8 protein-coding genes are annotated in these 16,412 nt (G+C 53.9%); 5 read left to right on the top strand and 3 right to left on the bottom strand.

What is annotated here, in order from left to right; all coding sequences use genetic code 11:
* Positions 1-7 precede the first annotated feature (7 nt).
* Both JAO29_RS03155 and JAO29_RS03160 read right to left on the bottom strand, forming a co-directional pair.
* Positions 8-1,792 carry a CRTAC1 family protein gene (locus JAO29_RS03155; protein ID WP_334266725.1) on the bottom strand — a complete coding sequence of 595 codons (1,785 nt, stop codon included), beginning with the start codon at positions 1,790-1,792 and terminating at the stop codon, positions 8-10.
* A gap of 54 nt (positions 1,793-1,846) precedes the next feature.
* The gene (locus JAO29_RS03160; RefSeq protein WP_334266726.1) at positions 1,847-5,659 is read right to left on the bottom strand and encodes an FG-GAP-like repeat-containing protein; all 3,813 of its coding nucleotides are present in this window, start codon (positions 5,657-5,659) and stop codon (positions 1,847-1,849) included.
* A 266-nt stretch (positions 5,660-5,925) separates the two neighbouring features.
* Between JAO29_RS03160 and JAO29_RS03165 the strand changes: the two genes are divergently transcribed.
* The 5 genes from JAO29_RS03165 to JAO29_RS03185 all read left to right on the top strand — a co-directional run bounded on the left by JAO29_RS03165 (position 5,926) and on the right by JAO29_RS03185 (position 14,571).
* On the top strand, positions 5,926-9,732 hold the full coding sequence (locus tag JAO29_RS03165; protein ID WP_334266727.1) for a TonB-dependent receptor: 3,807 nt from the start codon (positions 5,926-5,928) through the stop codon (positions 9,730-9,732).
* Between the two features lie 94 nt (positions 9,733-9,826).
* Complete coding sequence (locus tag JAO29_RS03170) at positions 9,827-11,245, top strand: tetratricopeptide repeat protein (RefSeq protein WP_334266728.1); 1,419 nt, start codon at positions 9,827-9,829, stop codon at positions 11,243-11,245.
* 113 nt (positions 11,246-11,358) lie between these two features.
* Entirely contained in the window at positions 11,359-12,432 is a 1,074-nt protein-coding gene (locus JAO29_RS03175) for a hypothetical protein (RefSeq protein ID WP_334266729.1), read from the top strand.
* Between the two features lie 4 nt (positions 12,433-12,436).
* A complete protein-coding gene (locus JAO29_RS03180) occupies positions 12,437-13,645 on the top strand; it encodes a hypothetical protein (RefSeq protein ID WP_334266730.1) in 1,209 nt (402 codons plus the stop codon).
* A 281-nt stretch (positions 13,646-13,926) separates the two neighbouring features.
* Positions 13,927-14,571: an HD domain-containing protein gene (locus tag JAO29_RS03185; RefSeq protein ID WP_334266731.1), complete on the top strand. Its 645-nt coding sequence runs from the start codon at positions 13,927-13,929 to the stop codon at positions 14,569-14,571.
* 491 nt (positions 14,572-15,062) lie between these two features.
* On the opposite strand, the gene JAO29_RS03190 is transcribed toward JAO29_RS03185, so the two are convergent.
* Positions 15,063-16,388 (bottom strand): oligogalacturonate lyase family protein, encoded by a 1,326-nt coding sequence (locus tag JAO29_RS03190; protein ID WP_334266732.1) that lies wholly within the window; start codon positions 16,386-16,388, stop codon positions 15,063-15,065.
* Between the last annotated feature and the right edge of the window lie 24 nt (positions 16,389-16,412).

Consider the following 16,412-nt stretch of genomic DNA (forward strand, 5'->3'; position numbering starts at 1 on the left):
GTGAATCTCACGCCTTCTTCGGCTTGTAGGTTGCAACGATCCCTTCTTCTTCACGGATTGTGAGTATCTGATTTGTCTGAACATTTTTAAATTGCTCAATCTTTTGAGTCGTCGGCCATTTCACTTCGACGACATCGACAATTTCGGACTGCCCAAGCCCGAAGTGCAGTCGCAGGTCGCCCTGTGACATAACACTGGTGCCGCTATGCACCTCGTCCATCTGCACGTGCTTGCCTGTGATGATGCGCGCACGTGCGCCGATTGCTGTGCGATTACACCGTGTCCCGACCAGTTTGAGCTTGATCCAGTTTTGCTGGTTGCCGCCATCGTTTCGCAGCAAGGAGGGCGTGTCATTCATGTTCAGTATCAGGACGTCGATATCGCCGTCGTTGTCGTAGTCACCGAAGGCTGCTCCGCGACTGGAATAGCGTTCGGCGATACCAGGACCCATCTCGGCTGAGACATCCTTGAAGCGGCCATTGCCCAGGTTCCTGTAGACCAGACGCGGATTCTTGAAGGTCTGGCCGAAGTGATACTTGTCGATCTCCGGATAGACATGACCATTGACCTGAAGGATGTCTTTCCATCCGTCGTTGTCGTAATCGACAAAGCCACAGCCCCATGCGACGTAACTGTTATTCATGGCTGTGCCCGCCGCCGCAGTCACGTCCGTGAAAGTGCCATCCCCATTGTTGTGGTAAAGGTTGCAGGTATCGTCGGCGAAGTTCGTTTTGAAGATATCGAAGTAGCCATCGCAGTCATAATCAGCAACCGCGACGCCCATGCCTGCCTGCTCGTGCCCGTCGTCGTTATAAGCGCAGCCCGCCATCACGGCAACGTCCGTAAAGGTGCCGTCGTGATTGTTTTTCAGCAGAACGCTTGGCTGTGAATCTACGGCAACATAGATATCCGGCCACCCATCATTGTCGAAGTCATAGGAGACTGCGGTGATGGAATAGCGGGGGCCAACCTTGTGGATACCGGACTTTTCCGAAACGTCTGTGAAGGTACCGTCGCCATTGTTGTGGTACAGGATGTTGGTGTCGCCAGGAAGACCGCGCGGACCACACATGATCGGTACACCCTTCCACTGGCAGAACTTGGTGTCGGTTACCGGCCGGATGTCCGTTGGATCGAGCTTGAGGTAGTTGCAGACGAAGAGGTCGAGGTATCCGTCGCGATCATAGTCGAGGAAGGTGCATCCGGCACCCAGCCGCACCTGCTGTTGCGAAAGACCAGCCTTGTGGGTGACATCGGTGAAGGTGCCGTCACCATTGTTGTGGAAGAGCACATTGTGTCCCCAGAACGTGCAGAAGAGATCGTCCCAACCGTCATTGTTGTAGTCGCCCACACAGACGCCCGTCTGCCAACCCGTGCGTGCAAGCCCGGATTTGGCGGTGACATCGGTGAAGGTGCCGTCGCGGTTGTTTTTATAAAGGTGAGTTGTAGGAGTCTGTTCAGAAGGCCATTGCACATCGAACCGGTCGCCGTTTGTAAGATAGATGTCCAGCCAGCCGTCGTTGTCGTAATCAAAGAACGCGATGCCACAGCCCTTTGCTTCCACGATTGACCGTTTGTGATCGACCCCTCCCCAGACATTGGGGATGGTGAGCCCAGCCTGCCTGGCAACATCGGTGAACTGCACGGGTAAGGTCGGCGCGGTGGTAGCCGCGTGAACGAGGTCGGGATTGCGCCACTTCCATAGAGGCGTGGTGAGGGCCTCAAGGAGCGTACCGCTGAGCAGAAAGAGCGAGGAGCCAAGGAAGCGCCGACGGGGAACGATCACGTTCATAGAGTCTAATGCGGATGAGATAGCTGGTAAACGTCTGTTTGGTTGGAGCCACGGCTAGGGGCGTAAGAGCATCTCCAGGGCTCGTTGCGCCGTCGGGTTCTGCGGCTGCAATGCCAGCAGCTGTTGCAGGACCTGGATGGCTTGCTCCTTTTCATTTCGGATCGCATAGAGTTGTGCAAGATTGATGTAGGACTGATCGAAGGAAGGCGTCAGCCGGATGCAGGTCTTAAACTGCTCTTCCGCATGGCCGTAGTCTCCAGTGCGAACATAGATTACGCCGAGATTGTTCAAGACTTCAGGGTAGCCCGGGCGCAGCTCTGCGGCCTTCTGCAGATAATCGGATGCTTGTTCCAGTTGACCTTGTTGCGCGTAAAGCATGCCCATACTGTAGTTAGCTTCCGCATCGTCCGGCTGAATCTGCAAGGCGCGGCTGAATAGGACGAGTGCCTTGTCGAATGCGCGCTGGCGACGATACAGATTGCCCAGATTAAGAAGTGCGATGGTGTAGGTGGGGCGAAGATCGAGAGCCTGCTGAAAGTCGCGGATTGCTTCAACTGCCAGCCCCTGCTGCGCTGCAACCATGCCAAGGTTGTTCCAGGCCTCGGGGTACTCTGGACGCAGCTTTATGGTCTGCTCAAGATGTCGTCGCGCTGCAGGCAGATCGTTGCGATGCAGACTAAGTGTCCCGAGATTGTAGAAGGCCTCCGCATCATTTGGCTTTTGAAGGACGACCTGTTGGAACGATTCCGCCGCCGCATCAAGATACCCATGTTGAAAGAACGCGACACCGTAGGTGAAGTCGTTACGGTGAAATGCATCCTGATAGACCGTTCCGGGGAAGGGAAGAGCACGCGCCACGCGTTCGCTGCCGGAGGCTGGTGCTGATCTCACGTCCTTGAGAAGTTGTTCGGCGTCCATCCCTTGATAGACCTTCACGATCATTCCTTCACGGTCGATGAGAAAGGAAGTTGGAAGGACCAAATCGCGACGGCGATCATAGAGGTAACGGAAAATGAGGTTGTAAATCCCCGCGGTTTCCGCATTTGCAAAGACGATCGGAAGATCAGGTCCGAGTTGTCGGGCCAGCGATTTCGCCGGCGCAACATCCTCGTCTGTATTAATGGCAAGAACCTTCAGGCCAGCCGAATTGAATGCGGCGCGATGCTGGTGCAGATGTGTCAGCACCGTACGGCACTTGGGCGCTTGCGCTGTCCAAAAAGTGAGGAGTGTGAAGCTCCCACGCAGGGAATTCAGGTCATGTTTCTTGCCGTCGAGACCGGAAAGCGAAAATTCGGGAGCTTTTATTGGCTCAATGAGCCATGTCCCGAAGGACGCAGGTGTCTGATCGATTGGAGGTGCAGGAGTTGGATGAGAAGAGTTGGCGGGTAACGCAGTGAACGGTTTGGCTGCGAATTGCGGCCAACCTTCTTCAATTTCAACCCTATGGCCGATCGGAATGTCTTCAAAGCTCTGTGTGTGTCCTGAGGGCCACTGAACCGTTGCACGGACCGGACCAGAGTGACTGGCCAGGCCGAAGAAGAGTTCTTTGGAATGCTGGGCGAGGAAGCCGGAGCCAGCTTGAAGTGATTTCGTCTGCTTCAGGGGACCTGCTTCGAGCAAAATCGTGGATCCGATAGCATCACGATTGCTTCTCGTGCCACGCAAGCGGAACGAGACGGAATGACCGATATCATTCAATGCATTGCGGATGATGCGGAGTTGCGGAGCGTTGCGATTCTTCAGGATGATCTCCAGGCGACCGTCATGATCGATGTCGGCGAGCGCAAACGATCGGCTGTCCTCGATGAAGTCCAGACCGACGGCCCCTGACACCTCCGTGAATGTTCCATCATGGTTGTTCGCAAACATGACGTTTCGCTCATACCCGCTCCACGAATTATCTGAACGGATAAGTTCATTAAGAGCGTTCCATCCACGCTCATAAGCTTGAGTCGGAGTCGAGTCGTCGGGAGATTTGGCAACGACCTGGCGCCAGAAGAAACTTGCAAGATCGTTATCCTCGGAACCAGAGATGTAGCCGTTGGCGACGTAGAGATCCGAATAACCATCGTGATCGAAGTCCCAGAAATCCGAACTCCACGACCACCTTCCCATCGCAACCCCTGCCTGATCAGTTACGTTCTGAAATGTGCCGTTGTCCAGATTGCGATAGAGGGAGTTGCCTCGGGCATGGCGCCGATAAAGAGCGAGGATGTCTTCGGGCGTCCCTTCGTGAAAGATCGCTTGCTCCGTGATTCTCTGACCCGCGGCTGACCACATGTTAGCGGCATAGACATCCGGTCTGCCGTGATTGTCGATATCGGACCAGGCGGCACTCATGCCTGCTCCGACGTCGTCTACATGAGCTTCGGCAGAAATGTCCGTGAAGGTGCCGTCGCCGTTATTGCGATAAAGATTGCTGCGGCCGAAATCGTTCGCGATATAGAGGTCAGGAAGACCGCCGACGTGAGAGTCCTGCCACGCGCACGCGAAGCTATAACGATTGTTGTTTTTGTTGAGCCCGGCTGCTTCTGTGCGGTCTGTGAATCTGCCATCGCCTTCGTTATGCAGAAGGAAGTTAGGCGGGCCGTTCCGCGCATCGAAGTAGGGCACTGGATAGTGATACTGATCCAGGCCCAGATAATAGCTGTAAAGGCAGAAATAGATATCCAGCTTCCCATCGCGGTCGTAGTCTGCCACGGCCGCATGAGTGAAAGTTCCCTGCGGATCCCGTGCAAAGGTGAAGGCATCGCGCTTAATCTGGAAAGTTCCATTGCCCTGATTGAGGAAGAGTAGCGGTCCGGTGCCACAAACAACCAGCAGGTCCTGTCGTCCGCTATTACGAAAATCCGCGAAGATAGCGCACGCAGTGTTGTCGAGCACCCCTATCCCTGCACTTTCGGTGACATCCTCAAATGTTCCATCGCCGCGGTTGCGATAGAGGCGATTCGGCAGACCTCCTGGCTGACAGATGTAGAGATCGTCGAACCCGTCGTTATCAAAATCTCCGGCAGCTATGCCATTGTTGCCGTAGACATCAATCCCGCAGGCGCCATCAAGAACGGTTCGCCAGTAGTCGGTGCCGTGCAGCAACTGAGAGCGGTAGGATTCAATGGACCCGAGCGCATGTTCGGTTATATCGACAAAGCCTGGCGAGGAGATGATGCTGCGCGATTCTTCTCCCGCTGTCAGCTGTTGAATCTTCCAGGTGCCTGAGGAACCAGGCGTCCATCTCATCTGCCATTGTCCGATGCGCTCTTCTCGGCGTCTCCCCTCGGCTTCGAATACGAAATCGTATCGAATACCGACTTGCAGATCTAATGGACTTTCGGAGATCTGCTTGAGGCTAATCACATCAAACTGCACCGTCAGGATGCGAGACGCCGGCTGAAAATAATCACGAAGCTGTTTGAGGAACTCGTCGCGTCCTACGACCGCTTGCGATGCGAACTCGACCCGTTGCGTCTCGATGGCTTGCGTATTGCGCAGGGTTGTTTTCCTAAGTGGAGTCAAAGATGAAGCGACAATTGAGGGATGGAGCAGCTTCGCAAGTGAATCGAGATCGCGAGCCGAGTCGATGAGTGAGGCACCCCATTTCTTCAATTCCTGCTCAATTTCGAAGGCATATCTCTCCGTAACAAATTCATCTGATCCCATGGCTACAAAGCGGAGAACATCTTCCAGAGGCGACTTAGCCGGGTAGTGAGCTTTTAACTGAAACTCGTCAAGAGATAAGGGGAGAGAGCCTGGCGGTGATGAGGGATCGTGGAAAAGTGACCAGTTGTCGAACGGCGCCACACGTAGGAGCACTGGCGCCATTCCCATCTTCTGCAGGAAGGTGCGGCGAGAGAGGCGAGAACTGGGCACGTGAAGGCGACTTCCTTGGGACAATTCGATGAATACCAAACCTGCGCGCAAGCAGCAAATGCATCGTAGCATCCCTGCTAAACCCTGCCGACAAGGCGGCGCTCATGAGAAAGCGCCTACCCCTAAAGCTCGGCCTCAATATTTTGTTTGACAAGAGCAATTGCCAACGAATAAAGTGCGCCGGACACATAAAAAAACAAACAGTTGCACAAATTTACTGCGGGCTGTCAGCACCAATTATCTGAAGTACTTCGGAGAGTGACGGGATGAGCTCAGGATGCAGTCTGTTCGGTTACGTGCGTACTATTAGGCTAATAACCTTTGTGTGTGTGTGCTTTCTCCTCACTCTGAGTGCGGGCCTGAATGCCCAAGTGGATCAGGGTGCTGTAACCGGAATTGTTTCGGATCCATCCGGTGCTGTTGTTCCGAATGCTCACGTTACGCTTCGGAATACGGACATCGGCCTAACATTGGAAACCGTAACAAGCAGCGGGGGGCAGTACACCTTCTCGCCGGTAAGAATCGGCCACTACTCTGTCACCGCATCGGCACAAGGTTTTTCGACGACAACCCAGGAAAATCTGCAAGTGAATGTGCAGGAGCGCTTACAAGCAAACATTCAGCTGCAGCTTGGATCCGCAACAGAGACGGTTACCGTCACTGGCGTTCCACCGCAATTGCAGACCACGGAAGCATCCGTTGGTCAGGTGATAGACAGTACTACATTGAACAATCTGCCTTTGAATGGCCGAAATTTCACGTTCCTGGCTCAACTTTCCGCCGGTGTCAACACGCCACAAGCAGATACCCGCGGCAATGCGGCATCAGGTGCTTTCTCTGCCAACGGTCTTCGTCCGGCCCAGAATAACTACCTGCTCGATGGCATTGATAACAACTCGAATGCAGTCGACTTTCTGAATGGTACGAATTTCGTCATTCTTCCACCCCTAGACGCAATTCAAGAGTTCAAGGTTCAGACATCTCAGTTCAGCGCCGAACAAGGACGATCAGCAGGAGCCGTTCTAAATGCGACGATCAAGTCCGGAACTAACAGCATTCATGGGGCCGTCTGGGAGTTCTTTCGAAACGAGAAGCTGGATGCGGCTGACTGGTTCGAGAACTATAACGGCGTGAAGAAGGGAAAGCTTCGTTGGAACCAGTTTGGTGCCTCGATCGGTGGCCCAGTAATAAAGAACAAGCTGTTCTACTTCGGCGACTATCAGGGGTTTCGACGCGTGCAGGGTACAGTGCTCCCTGGTACGGTCCCAACGCTAACTGAGCGAAACAGCAATTTTACGAATCTGTCCGACCTCATTACTGGTCAAAACGGCTCGCCGCGTACCGATGCGCTTCGCAGATCCATTCCCTTTGGAACAGTTCTGGATCCAGCAACGACACGTCCGGTTACCGCGGGCGTCATGGACCCTGTGTCAGGTCTTGTAGCAACGCAAACCGGATATGTGCGCGATCCGTTCGGTACATGCGGGCCCGGGACGGCGAATTTTACGCTTGCTGGCTGCAACCTAAATCACTTGCCGGCAAATCGCATCGACCCCAATGCAGTGAAGATTCTACAACTCTATCCGGTACCGACAACCGGCGCGTTCACGACGAACTTCACGTCAAGCCCGGCGTTGTATGAGCACAGCAATGCCTTTGACGTACGCGGCGACTATAACCTGAGCGACAAGAATCAGATGTTTGCCCGCTTCAGCTATGTCGATGACCCCCAGTTTATTCCTGGCATCTTCGGTGGCGTTGCTGACGGCGGCAGTTTCGCACAAGGTATCCAGAACGCAAAATCAAATCAGGCGGTCGTGGCCTGGACACATGTGTTTTCCCCAAGCACCATCAACGTTGGCCGTGTCGGTTTCAACCACCTTCACACAACGCGTTTTGGCCAACAGGGAAATACCATGGGAATCCCGGAGCAATACGGCTTTCAGGGAATCCCGCAGGTACCTCAGAATGGTGGCCTCCCTCAAATTGTGATCCAGGGTTTGCAAAACCTGGGCAGCAATAACTATCTACCCTCTGACGAAGTCAGCCAGACTCTTCAGGTGACGGATGACTTTACGAAGATCTATGGGAGCCACAGCTTCAAAACCGGCATCGAGTTCCAGAGAGTTCACTTCAATACACTGCAGCCCGCTTATTCGCGCGGTGAGTTTGATTTCAACTCCAACGGGAACGGCAGTAACGGCAATTATGCTGGTGTCCCGGGTCAAGGCGGAGATCAAACAGGGCGTGCGCAGTTACTGTTGACGCCGATAGCTACGACCGTGCCGAATGGTGTTAGCTATGTAGGAGGCGCTACGAGTGTTCTTGCCTCCAACATCAACAAAACCTACGACACCCGGAATTATTTTGCCGCTTACTTCCAGGACGACTGGAAGATCTCTCCTGAATTAACGCTCAATCTCGGTGTGCGCTGGGACTATTTCAGCCCCATCTCAGAGGCGAACGGTGGCCAGGCAAACTTCATTCAGAATGGTCCGCCCAACAATGCTCCCACCTTCTTGATTCCGGCGACCGGCAAAGCGGATCGATCCCTCTCTTCATCTTTCCAGGCACTGCTTAAGCAAGACGGCATCAACCTTCAATTAACAGACCGGTATGGGAAAGCTCTTGTCCAGACGCAGAAGAGCAATTTTGCTCCGCGGTTAGGATTCGCCTATCAGGTATCACCTAAGTTTGTAGTGCGCGGCGGAACGGGCATATTCTTCAATGCATTTGAGAACCAGGGCTACGGTCCAAACATTGGGGAAAATTACCCCTTCGTCTACAACTTCAACTTCACAGGAACAAACGACTCATCGCCGTTTAGTGCCGGATCGAATCCGTACGGTTCCTGCGCTTCGGCCGGTCCGGGGGGAAGCGCAACGATCGAGTCGGGGCTCACCTGCGCTCAGTTCACTCCTTTGGCGGTGAACGGTGCAGGTCTTGGCTTGCAAGGGTTGCAGTTCGACTACAAGACGCCTCGAACCCTTAGTGCAAATCTCACAGTTCAATACGCCATTACGCACACCATCTCGGCACAGGCCGCTTATGTCATGACGTCAGGAAGTTCACTGCAGACCGGTATTGGTAACAACCGGGTCTCCCAGATACTGCCTGCAAACACCAGCACAAAGCCATATCGGCCATTCCCTGATTTCGCCGAGAACGGTAGCTATCAACGTACGCTTGGGCGGAGTGTCTACAACGGTCTCCAGACAAAGCTGGAGCGACAGTCAGCCAATGGGGTCAGCTTTCTGATTACCTATACGTTCGCTAAAACCATGTCTGACGCAGGTGATCTTTTGAACGGCGGCAGTGTCAGTGGATACCGTGCGGCATGGGTTCCTAATTTCGGACCGCACTTCGACTGGGGACCGGCGAATTTTGATATTCGACATGTCTTCCATCTCAGTGGCAGCTATGAGTTGCCCTTCGGCAAAAACAAGATGTTCCTTGCCAATTCCGGTAAGGTAACCAACGCGGTGCTTGGTGGGTGGGCGGTCAACGGGATCGCTACTCTCCAGGGTGGACAGCCGATCACTTTGAGTTGCCCATCGTCCACTACATCCGGTACAAGCTGCTATGTGCTGAAGGTACCTGGACAGAGCCAAAAGTTGGGCCTGCATAGGGATTCTAGCGGAGCTCTCTCCTGGTTTGGCAATCCCGCAGCATTCACTCAACCGTGCCCACTTGTATCTGATCCACAACACCCAGGCGGCCCACCCATTCCAGGAACTCTTTCCACAGGCTGCGTACCGTATGCATACACCAGCCCCTTCATTCTTGGCAGCCCAGGCTCCGCGAGCACAGTTGGACCTGGATTCCACCGTTTCGATTTCTCAACGTTCAAAAACTTTCCGATTCATGAGGCCGTTTCGCTTCAGTTCCGGGCAGAGTTCTTCAATATTTTCAACCACCCGAACTTCAACGCGCCGAACTTCGGAGGGAACGGTGTGACGGCGGTCGGAGGCTCGGGTACCTACACGAACGCCGCATTCGGCCGTATCGGTTCGACCCGTGACGCTCCCTTTGATCCGAGGCAAATCCAGTTTGCTCTGAAGCTGTATTACTAGGCTAAGATAAGGGCGCAGTGGTTTGCTGCGCCTTCATCCTGCTATTGCGTGTAGGTTCCGGGTAGCATTTGCGAGGCAATCCATAGGACAGCCCGTGAATAGAGGTTATCTTTTTCGATGGGTCGGTGTGACGATGTTGCTGTGCTCAGTCAGCATATCTGTTGCTGAGATAAGGCAGGAACAAGATCAGGAACTCAATCGGGAATTTCAGGTCGCAGTTGGGCATTACAACGCCGGGCGGCTTAACGAAGCGGGTTCCGAACTCGAAACCCTTCTGCCCAAAACTCCGAAGAGCTTTGATGTTCACGAGCTTCTTGGTCTGGTCTATGCTTCGCAAGGAAAGGGAGCGCAGGCACTAGAGCAGTTGCAGGTAGCTGTAGAACTTAAGCCTGGATCCGCAGCAGCCAGGACCAATTTGGCAGCATCTTTCCTACGTGTAGGGAAGCTAACGTTGGCCGAAGAGCAGTTCCGAAAAGCCATCGCACTCGATCCAAAGAGCTATGAAGCAAACCATAACTTGGGTGAGCTCTATATCCAATCCGGGAGACTGGCGAAGGCCGTTCCGTACCTGAAAACCGCACAGGCGATGCGACCCTCGTATGACAACGGGTATAACCTCGCTCTCGCATACTTTCTGACGGGGGAACTGGCCCAGGCGAGTGACATGGTCCATGTGCTGCTGAGGGAAGCGAATACGGGCGAGCTACAGAACCTCCTCGGACAGATCGATGAAAAGAGGGAACAATTTGTTGATGCTGCGAATGAGTTTGCTGCCGCAGCGCAGATGGGTCCGAGCGAGGACAACCTCTTCTCCTGGGGAGGTGAGATGCTCTTACACCGCGCGTATGAGCCTGCAATCGAAATCTTCCAACAGGCTACGGCACGTTATCCTAAGTCATCACGGCTCTATATCGGGCTTGGCATGGCACTGTATTCGCGGGCAAGATACGAAGAAGCAGTGACAGCACTGCTGACGGCTGCCGACTTAAAACCGGGTGACGCACGGTGTTATTTTTTCCTTTCGAAAGCTTTTGCGAACACTCCCATTCAGGCAGATAATGTGATCGCTCGCTTCAAGCGCTATGCCGAGCTTGAGCCGAACAATGCGAATGGCGCATACTACTACGCCATGGCGCTCTGGAAAGGAAAACAAGCAGAGGGGTCTGAGAAGATCCTTCCGCAGGTTGAAAGTCTTCTACAACGATCGATTGTTATCGATCCTAAGATGGCAGAGGCTCACATGCAGTTGGGCAGCTTGTACTCGGAGCAACGTGACTATGCGAAATCAATTGCAGAGTATCAGAGTGCACTCGCGCTAAATCCGGATCTTCCGGATGCGCGATACAGGCTCGGACAAGCCTATATCCACATCGGCCAGAAGGACCGTGCGCAAGCTGAACTGGATATTTATCAGAAGCAGCGCGCACGACACCTGGCCGAGGCCGACAGGGAACGCGCAGAGGTAAAGCAGTTCGTTTATTCAGCGAGGAATGCTGTTCCTCAGAAACAGTAGAGACCATCGTGAAGCAGCCGTTCATAAATAGGGCATTCTCTGGGCCCTCGCTGGGGGGAGTAGCACAGGGGCTTAGTTGCAGTCGCCGTGATTTTCTTCGATCGACTGCAGGCATGGCTCTGGGTGGAGCATTGACCGGCGCGAGCCCATTTCTCTATGCAGGATCGCTAAAGAAGAGAAAGATAATTGTTGTCACCTTTGGCGGTGGCGCTCGCGATCAGGAGACATTCGCCCCTGCGGGGCAGGAGAACATTCCGCATCTGCTCAAGGAGCTGATTCCTCAGGCCAGTTTCTTTACGCAGGTGGTGAATCACGGAATCCTCGGTCATTATGTTGCGACAGCAAGTCTTGCTACGGGCGTCTATGAGACGCTGAATAACTTCGCGTCAGTTCCACCCCAGCATCCGACGGTCTTCGAATACTTCCGAAAGGATCTCAAACGGCCGCCGACGGACGCGTGGGTTGTTGCACCAAGCAACGGATTCAGTCACATCGGCGAGAGCGACTCTCGGCCCTATGGACCGGGCTGGGGGGCACAAGTTGTTCTTCCAAAGCATTTGCTGCTGGCAGCAATGTCAGGCACAACGGTCGACTATGACCATCTGCTGCGGGACAACTATGAGACACCCCTGTTCGCGCCACAATTGGGAGGCAACGAGATTGAGCTCCAGCAGCTGGAGAAGATGCTCAAACTGTCGGTGACGGACTTCAAATCGTACGCGAAGACCTTATCGAGCCCGGATGAGCTTTCTATCTATGTTGTGCAGCAGCTGATGCGCCAACAGGCACCGAGTCTGATGTGGGTTACCATGCATGACATTGACGTGGCGCACACCGGTGCGTATTCGCTCTATGTCGAAGCCATCCGCAGGACAGATCGGCTTTGCGCCGAATTGTGGAAGATTGTACAGAGCGACCCCGAATATGCGGGCAATACGACGATGCTCATCCTCCCCGACTTCGGCCGGGATTCCGATGAGGAGGCGGGCGGGAATGGTTTCCAGCACCATCGCACGGGCGATCCGTCTTCGCGGACAACCTGGATGATGGCCTTGGGAGCAGGGGTTCGCGAAGGCGTAATCTACGACCATCCGGTGCAGTCGACAGATCTGGTGCCAACGCTCGGATCAATCATGGGATTCCAGGCGAAGCTCTCGCATGGGCAGCCGATTCAGAACCTGCTTTAAGTCAATGCTTCCTCACGATCTCAAACCCGAACAGTTCAGCAGCTATCCTCCCGAGGCCAGGCGGCTGGCGGTGAGTAACCTCACGACCCTGCAACGGCTGCCGCTGAGTTTCCTTCCTAATTTGCTTCGCGAGGTGATCGAATACGACTACAAGTTTCCCATAGAGCGCCAGAAGATCAGTAAAGAGATTACCGCGCTTACAGTGCTCTCAACTGCACAGATGCACGAGTGGTTCCGGTCCTTCCGGGAGCTATCGCTCTCGACCAGCTTCGAAAAATTCGACTGGCTGAATCAGCCAGCTCAGTTTGTAGAGCAGCTTTCAGCGTATCTGTGGTCAACGCATCAGATGGACCAGTTCCGCAGAGCCGCGATGGAATATGGTGACCGGATACGAGCGACAATAACTCCTGTGCAACCTGCGACATCGAGACTCGGAATTGCGATTATTGGGCAAGGAGTAAGCAACTACGACGGTCTTCTGTTCCGCAATCTCCGCGAACATGGGACATTCTTCAGCCATATCAATCCTGAGAACGGTGTACAAGATCTTCTGAGAGCGGCGGCGACGCGCGCCCAGGCTTATCCGCTTCCATATGGGCATTGGTACGTGGAGGGTGGGCAGACCATGGAACACAGTTCCATGCTAACGTGCGTGTCATATCAGGCTCTGGAGTCTGCACGCCTTGCGGTCCTGCGCACGATGCAAGTGGAGATCAAGCGCAAGGGGATGGGTCCGGAAGAACTGCGGACAAACCTGGCTGCGTTACAGCCTGCAGATGTCGGTCTTGATCAACGAGGAGATACGGTGCTGAATCACTTCCAGTTGAAAGTGCTCACAGAAGGTTCCGGCACACAGATATTCAGCACAACGTTCGCACAATGGACAGGTCGTGAGGCGCTACGTCGTGCGCAGCCACTGACGCTGCTGGTGCGATTCGGACCCCGTCAGCGAGAGCGTTCCATGAACGAGTTACTGTCAGATAACGAGAGTCACTCAGAGCTGGACGTGATGGGTTCTCTGATCGATGCGGACATGGGAGCCTACTACAACTGGATCAATCAACAAAGGCTGCCAGGGGCTGACAAGTCTTCATTCCTTGCTTGGTTCGAAGGCAGTCCTCAAGCAGTTGCAATAGGGCCATCGTTTGCTCGCGGAGTCTCATCGAAGTCCGTTGTCAAACTAGAAGAAGTTCTCGCTTGGGCTGTCGGATAATTCCGATCCTCTTGTCAGAGGTACGAGTTTTGTGGGCATGCGATTCGGTTTGTTCGACTGAATACTCTCCGCAAGACGGACGCTTTGGCTTGTCGCTCGGGCCGCATTGCGGAACCGAATGGCGCGGTGCGCTTATTCGGGACCCGCTCGAGGTAACTGCTTCTTCGATGTGTGATTGTTCTTCCTCATTCTCGCTATGTCCTAAATTGCTGTATTTCTGTCATGGCGTATTCCCTGGGAAAGGCACTAAAGTTGGCGTTTAAGGAGGCACCAAAAGGCCGATGTCAAATACCTCTTCCGCTCTCGTCATTCCAGACTCCTTGCTTGCGAAAGAAGCCACAGAAATCCTGCGCGAATATTCCACTGAGCTACTTTTCAACCACTCCCTACGTGTTTACCTGTTCGCGGCTGAGCAGGGCCGTCGACAAAAGCTTTACTTCGACCCTGAACTCCTCTACGTCGCCTCCGCATTTCACGATTTAGGTCTCATAAGGAAGTTCTCGACTCCGAACGAACGCTTCGAGGTCGATGGTGCAAACGCCGCTCGTCAGTTCCTCGCCGCACATGATTTCCCTGAAGAGCAGATAGAAACAGCTTGGCAAGCTATTGCCCTGCATACCACTCCCGGCATCACTCACTATATGCGCCCTGAAGTTGCTCTGCTCTATTCGGGTGTTGGTCTTGATGTTCTCGGAAAAGGATATGACCGATTTCCTTCGACGTTGCGCGATGAAATCGTGGCTAAATACCCCCGCAAACACTTCAAAGAACAATTTCTCCAAACCTACTTCAACGGCTTTGCGTATAAACCCGCCACGACATACGGCACGGTGAACGCGTCTGTTTGTGAACGATTTATGCCAGGTTTCATGAGTCCCAATGCCTGCGACCTGATCGCCGAATCTCCGTTCCCCGATTCTCAATAGCAGAGTTCATCGTAGACAGTTGTGACATTTCAACCCAAGGCAGCAAAGCGGGGATCTGAGGCGCTTACGGGTATGATGGGGCATTCGGTGGAGCAAGCCGAAGCCGTCAAGCTGCATGAGCGAGGACAGACCCGCCCTGGATCGCAGCGGATTGTTCCCGGATAAGTCAAGGATTCTGCTTTCGCTTGGACTGCTCAACAAGTCGCAGCCAACTCAAATACAAGAGCTCTTCAGAACCTATTGAGCCCAAGGGTGCAACAGATGTGTCGGACCCGCTTCATGAAAGCTCTGTTATTGCTGCTGGCGATAATCGCTTTGACGTGGACATGCGTCACAAGCGACTGACCACAGTCTTGAGAATACGATCAATGCTGCGATGGTTTCCGAACCCCGGGCGAGGATGCTTGTCAGCGCGCTTGAGTGCATCACCCTGGAATCCGAGATGAGGAATTCCAGGGTGATGCTGCTTCATCATTAGTGCGCGGCAGGAGCTATTTCTCCTTCGCGATATCTACACCGAAGACATAGGTCGGGCCGAACATATTCGATCGGAAGATGATCATCTTTCCGTCCGGAGTAAAGCTTACGTTGGGCTCAAGGGTGTAGTTGTGCTTGGACATGTTGACCAACCGTTCCGCATGAAAGACGCCCGGGGTTGGCCAGCTGTCATTCGTGATTCCATTGGTCTTGAGGATTTCAGGATGGAAGAGATAGATCCATTCTCCGTTGCTGGCTTTAGCAACCTGATGCGGGTCACCTCCGTCGCCGGTGAACAGGGTCGCGTCCTTATTGACGTTGAAGTGAATGGACCACTCATCCCGCTGCATGTGATACCAGATGCGCTTGTCAGTCTTGACATTGACCGAAGCCAGCCAGAAATCTTCTCCCTTCGGAGTCTGTAGATCGTAATAGACGGTCTCGCCGTCTTTGCCCCAGAATTCGTGGCCTGCGATCTCGCCAGGCATATGGCGCTGATGCATAAGCTGGTTGTGAGTTCCGTCTGTGTGAATTGTCCAGATGCGGTCCACCTTCTGCCAAGGTCCTTCGTGACAGTACATGAGGATCTTCGGATCGGTGGGCGAGAAAAGCAGGTGGTTGACCCAGTCTGTGCTGTGGAGCAGGGGAGTGATCTTTCCGCTACCGGTCAGGTCGATGGTGAAGAGCACTAGGGGGATCCTGGCGGCAAGCCTTCGCTCCATCATCTCGCCTTTATTGGCGGCCTGCTCCAAGGGGCTGGTCTGGGGGCTTCCGGGAGAAGCTTGCCTGCCTCCGTTCTGTCCGAACTGCTCATTGGGCTTATCGACTTCATCGTAGGTTCCTGCGGCCAGGGTCTCGTCCGCGTTGACGGTGATGACGCGGCCGCGTGGAGGAACTTTGGCGAGCATCTTCGTTTCGCCTGTCTTCAGATTGGTCTTGTAGATCGCATCTTCGTCAGTCTTGATGTAGAAGATGGTCGGCGTCTTATGTCCAACCTCCATGGTTCTGACCTTGCCCTTAACAACGTTCCGTGTAGCGTGCGTCTGCAGGTTGAGGACGTTGATACCTTCAGGCGTGGTGTAGACCATCTCGGTTCCGTCAGGGGTATATCCATTGACGTTGAAGTAGAAGCTTGCCGATCCGGGCTCATTCGTCAGGCGCGTGACACGATGTCCTGTGTCCTTATCGATCCATGTCTTTGGAGGATTTTTAATCTCTTCCTGTGTTGGCATCTTGTCTGCGGGACGGGTGTCGCGGCGAGCTTGGGCAAAGAGGAGGGCACAGGCCATGACAAAAACGGATGTCGTGAACAAGATGTTTCGTGCAGGAGAAAACTGCATCAGGTTTCCTTTCTTATGTTGTCA

It is taken from the genome of Edaphobacter sp. HDX4 (assembly GCF_036877565.1).
Taxonomy (GTDB): Bacteria; Acidobacteriota; Terriglobia; order Terriglobales; family Acidobacteriaceae; genus Edaphobacter.

What these genes read in the sequence shown, in the direction of transcription:
- JAO29_RS03180 (WP_334266730.1), top strand. Translation starts at nt 12,437, where the DNA reads ATGCTTCCTCACGATCTCAAACCCGAACAGTTCAGCAGCTATCCTCCC.
- JAO29_RS03165 (WP_334266727.1), top strand. Translation starts at nt 5,926, where the DNA reads ATGAGCTCAGGATGCAGTCTGTTCGGTTACGTGCGTACTATTAGGCTA.
- JAO29_RS03190 (WP_334266732.1), bottom strand. Translation starts at nt 16,388, where the DNA reads ATGCAGTTTTCTCCTGCACGAAACATCTTGTTCACGACATCCGTTTTT.
- JAO29_RS03155 (WP_334266725.1), bottom strand. Translation starts at nt 1,792, where the DNA reads ATGAACGTGATCGTTCCCCGTCGGCGCTTCCTTGGCTCCTCGCTCTTT.
- JAO29_RS03185 (WP_334266731.1), top strand. Translation starts at nt 13,927, where the DNA reads ATGTCAAATACCTCTTCCGCTCTCGTCATTCCAGACTCCTTGCTTGCG.
- JAO29_RS03175 (WP_334266729.1), top strand. Translation starts at nt 11,359, where the DNA reads ATGGCTCTGGGTGGAGCATTGACCGGCGCGAGCCCATTTCTCTATGCA.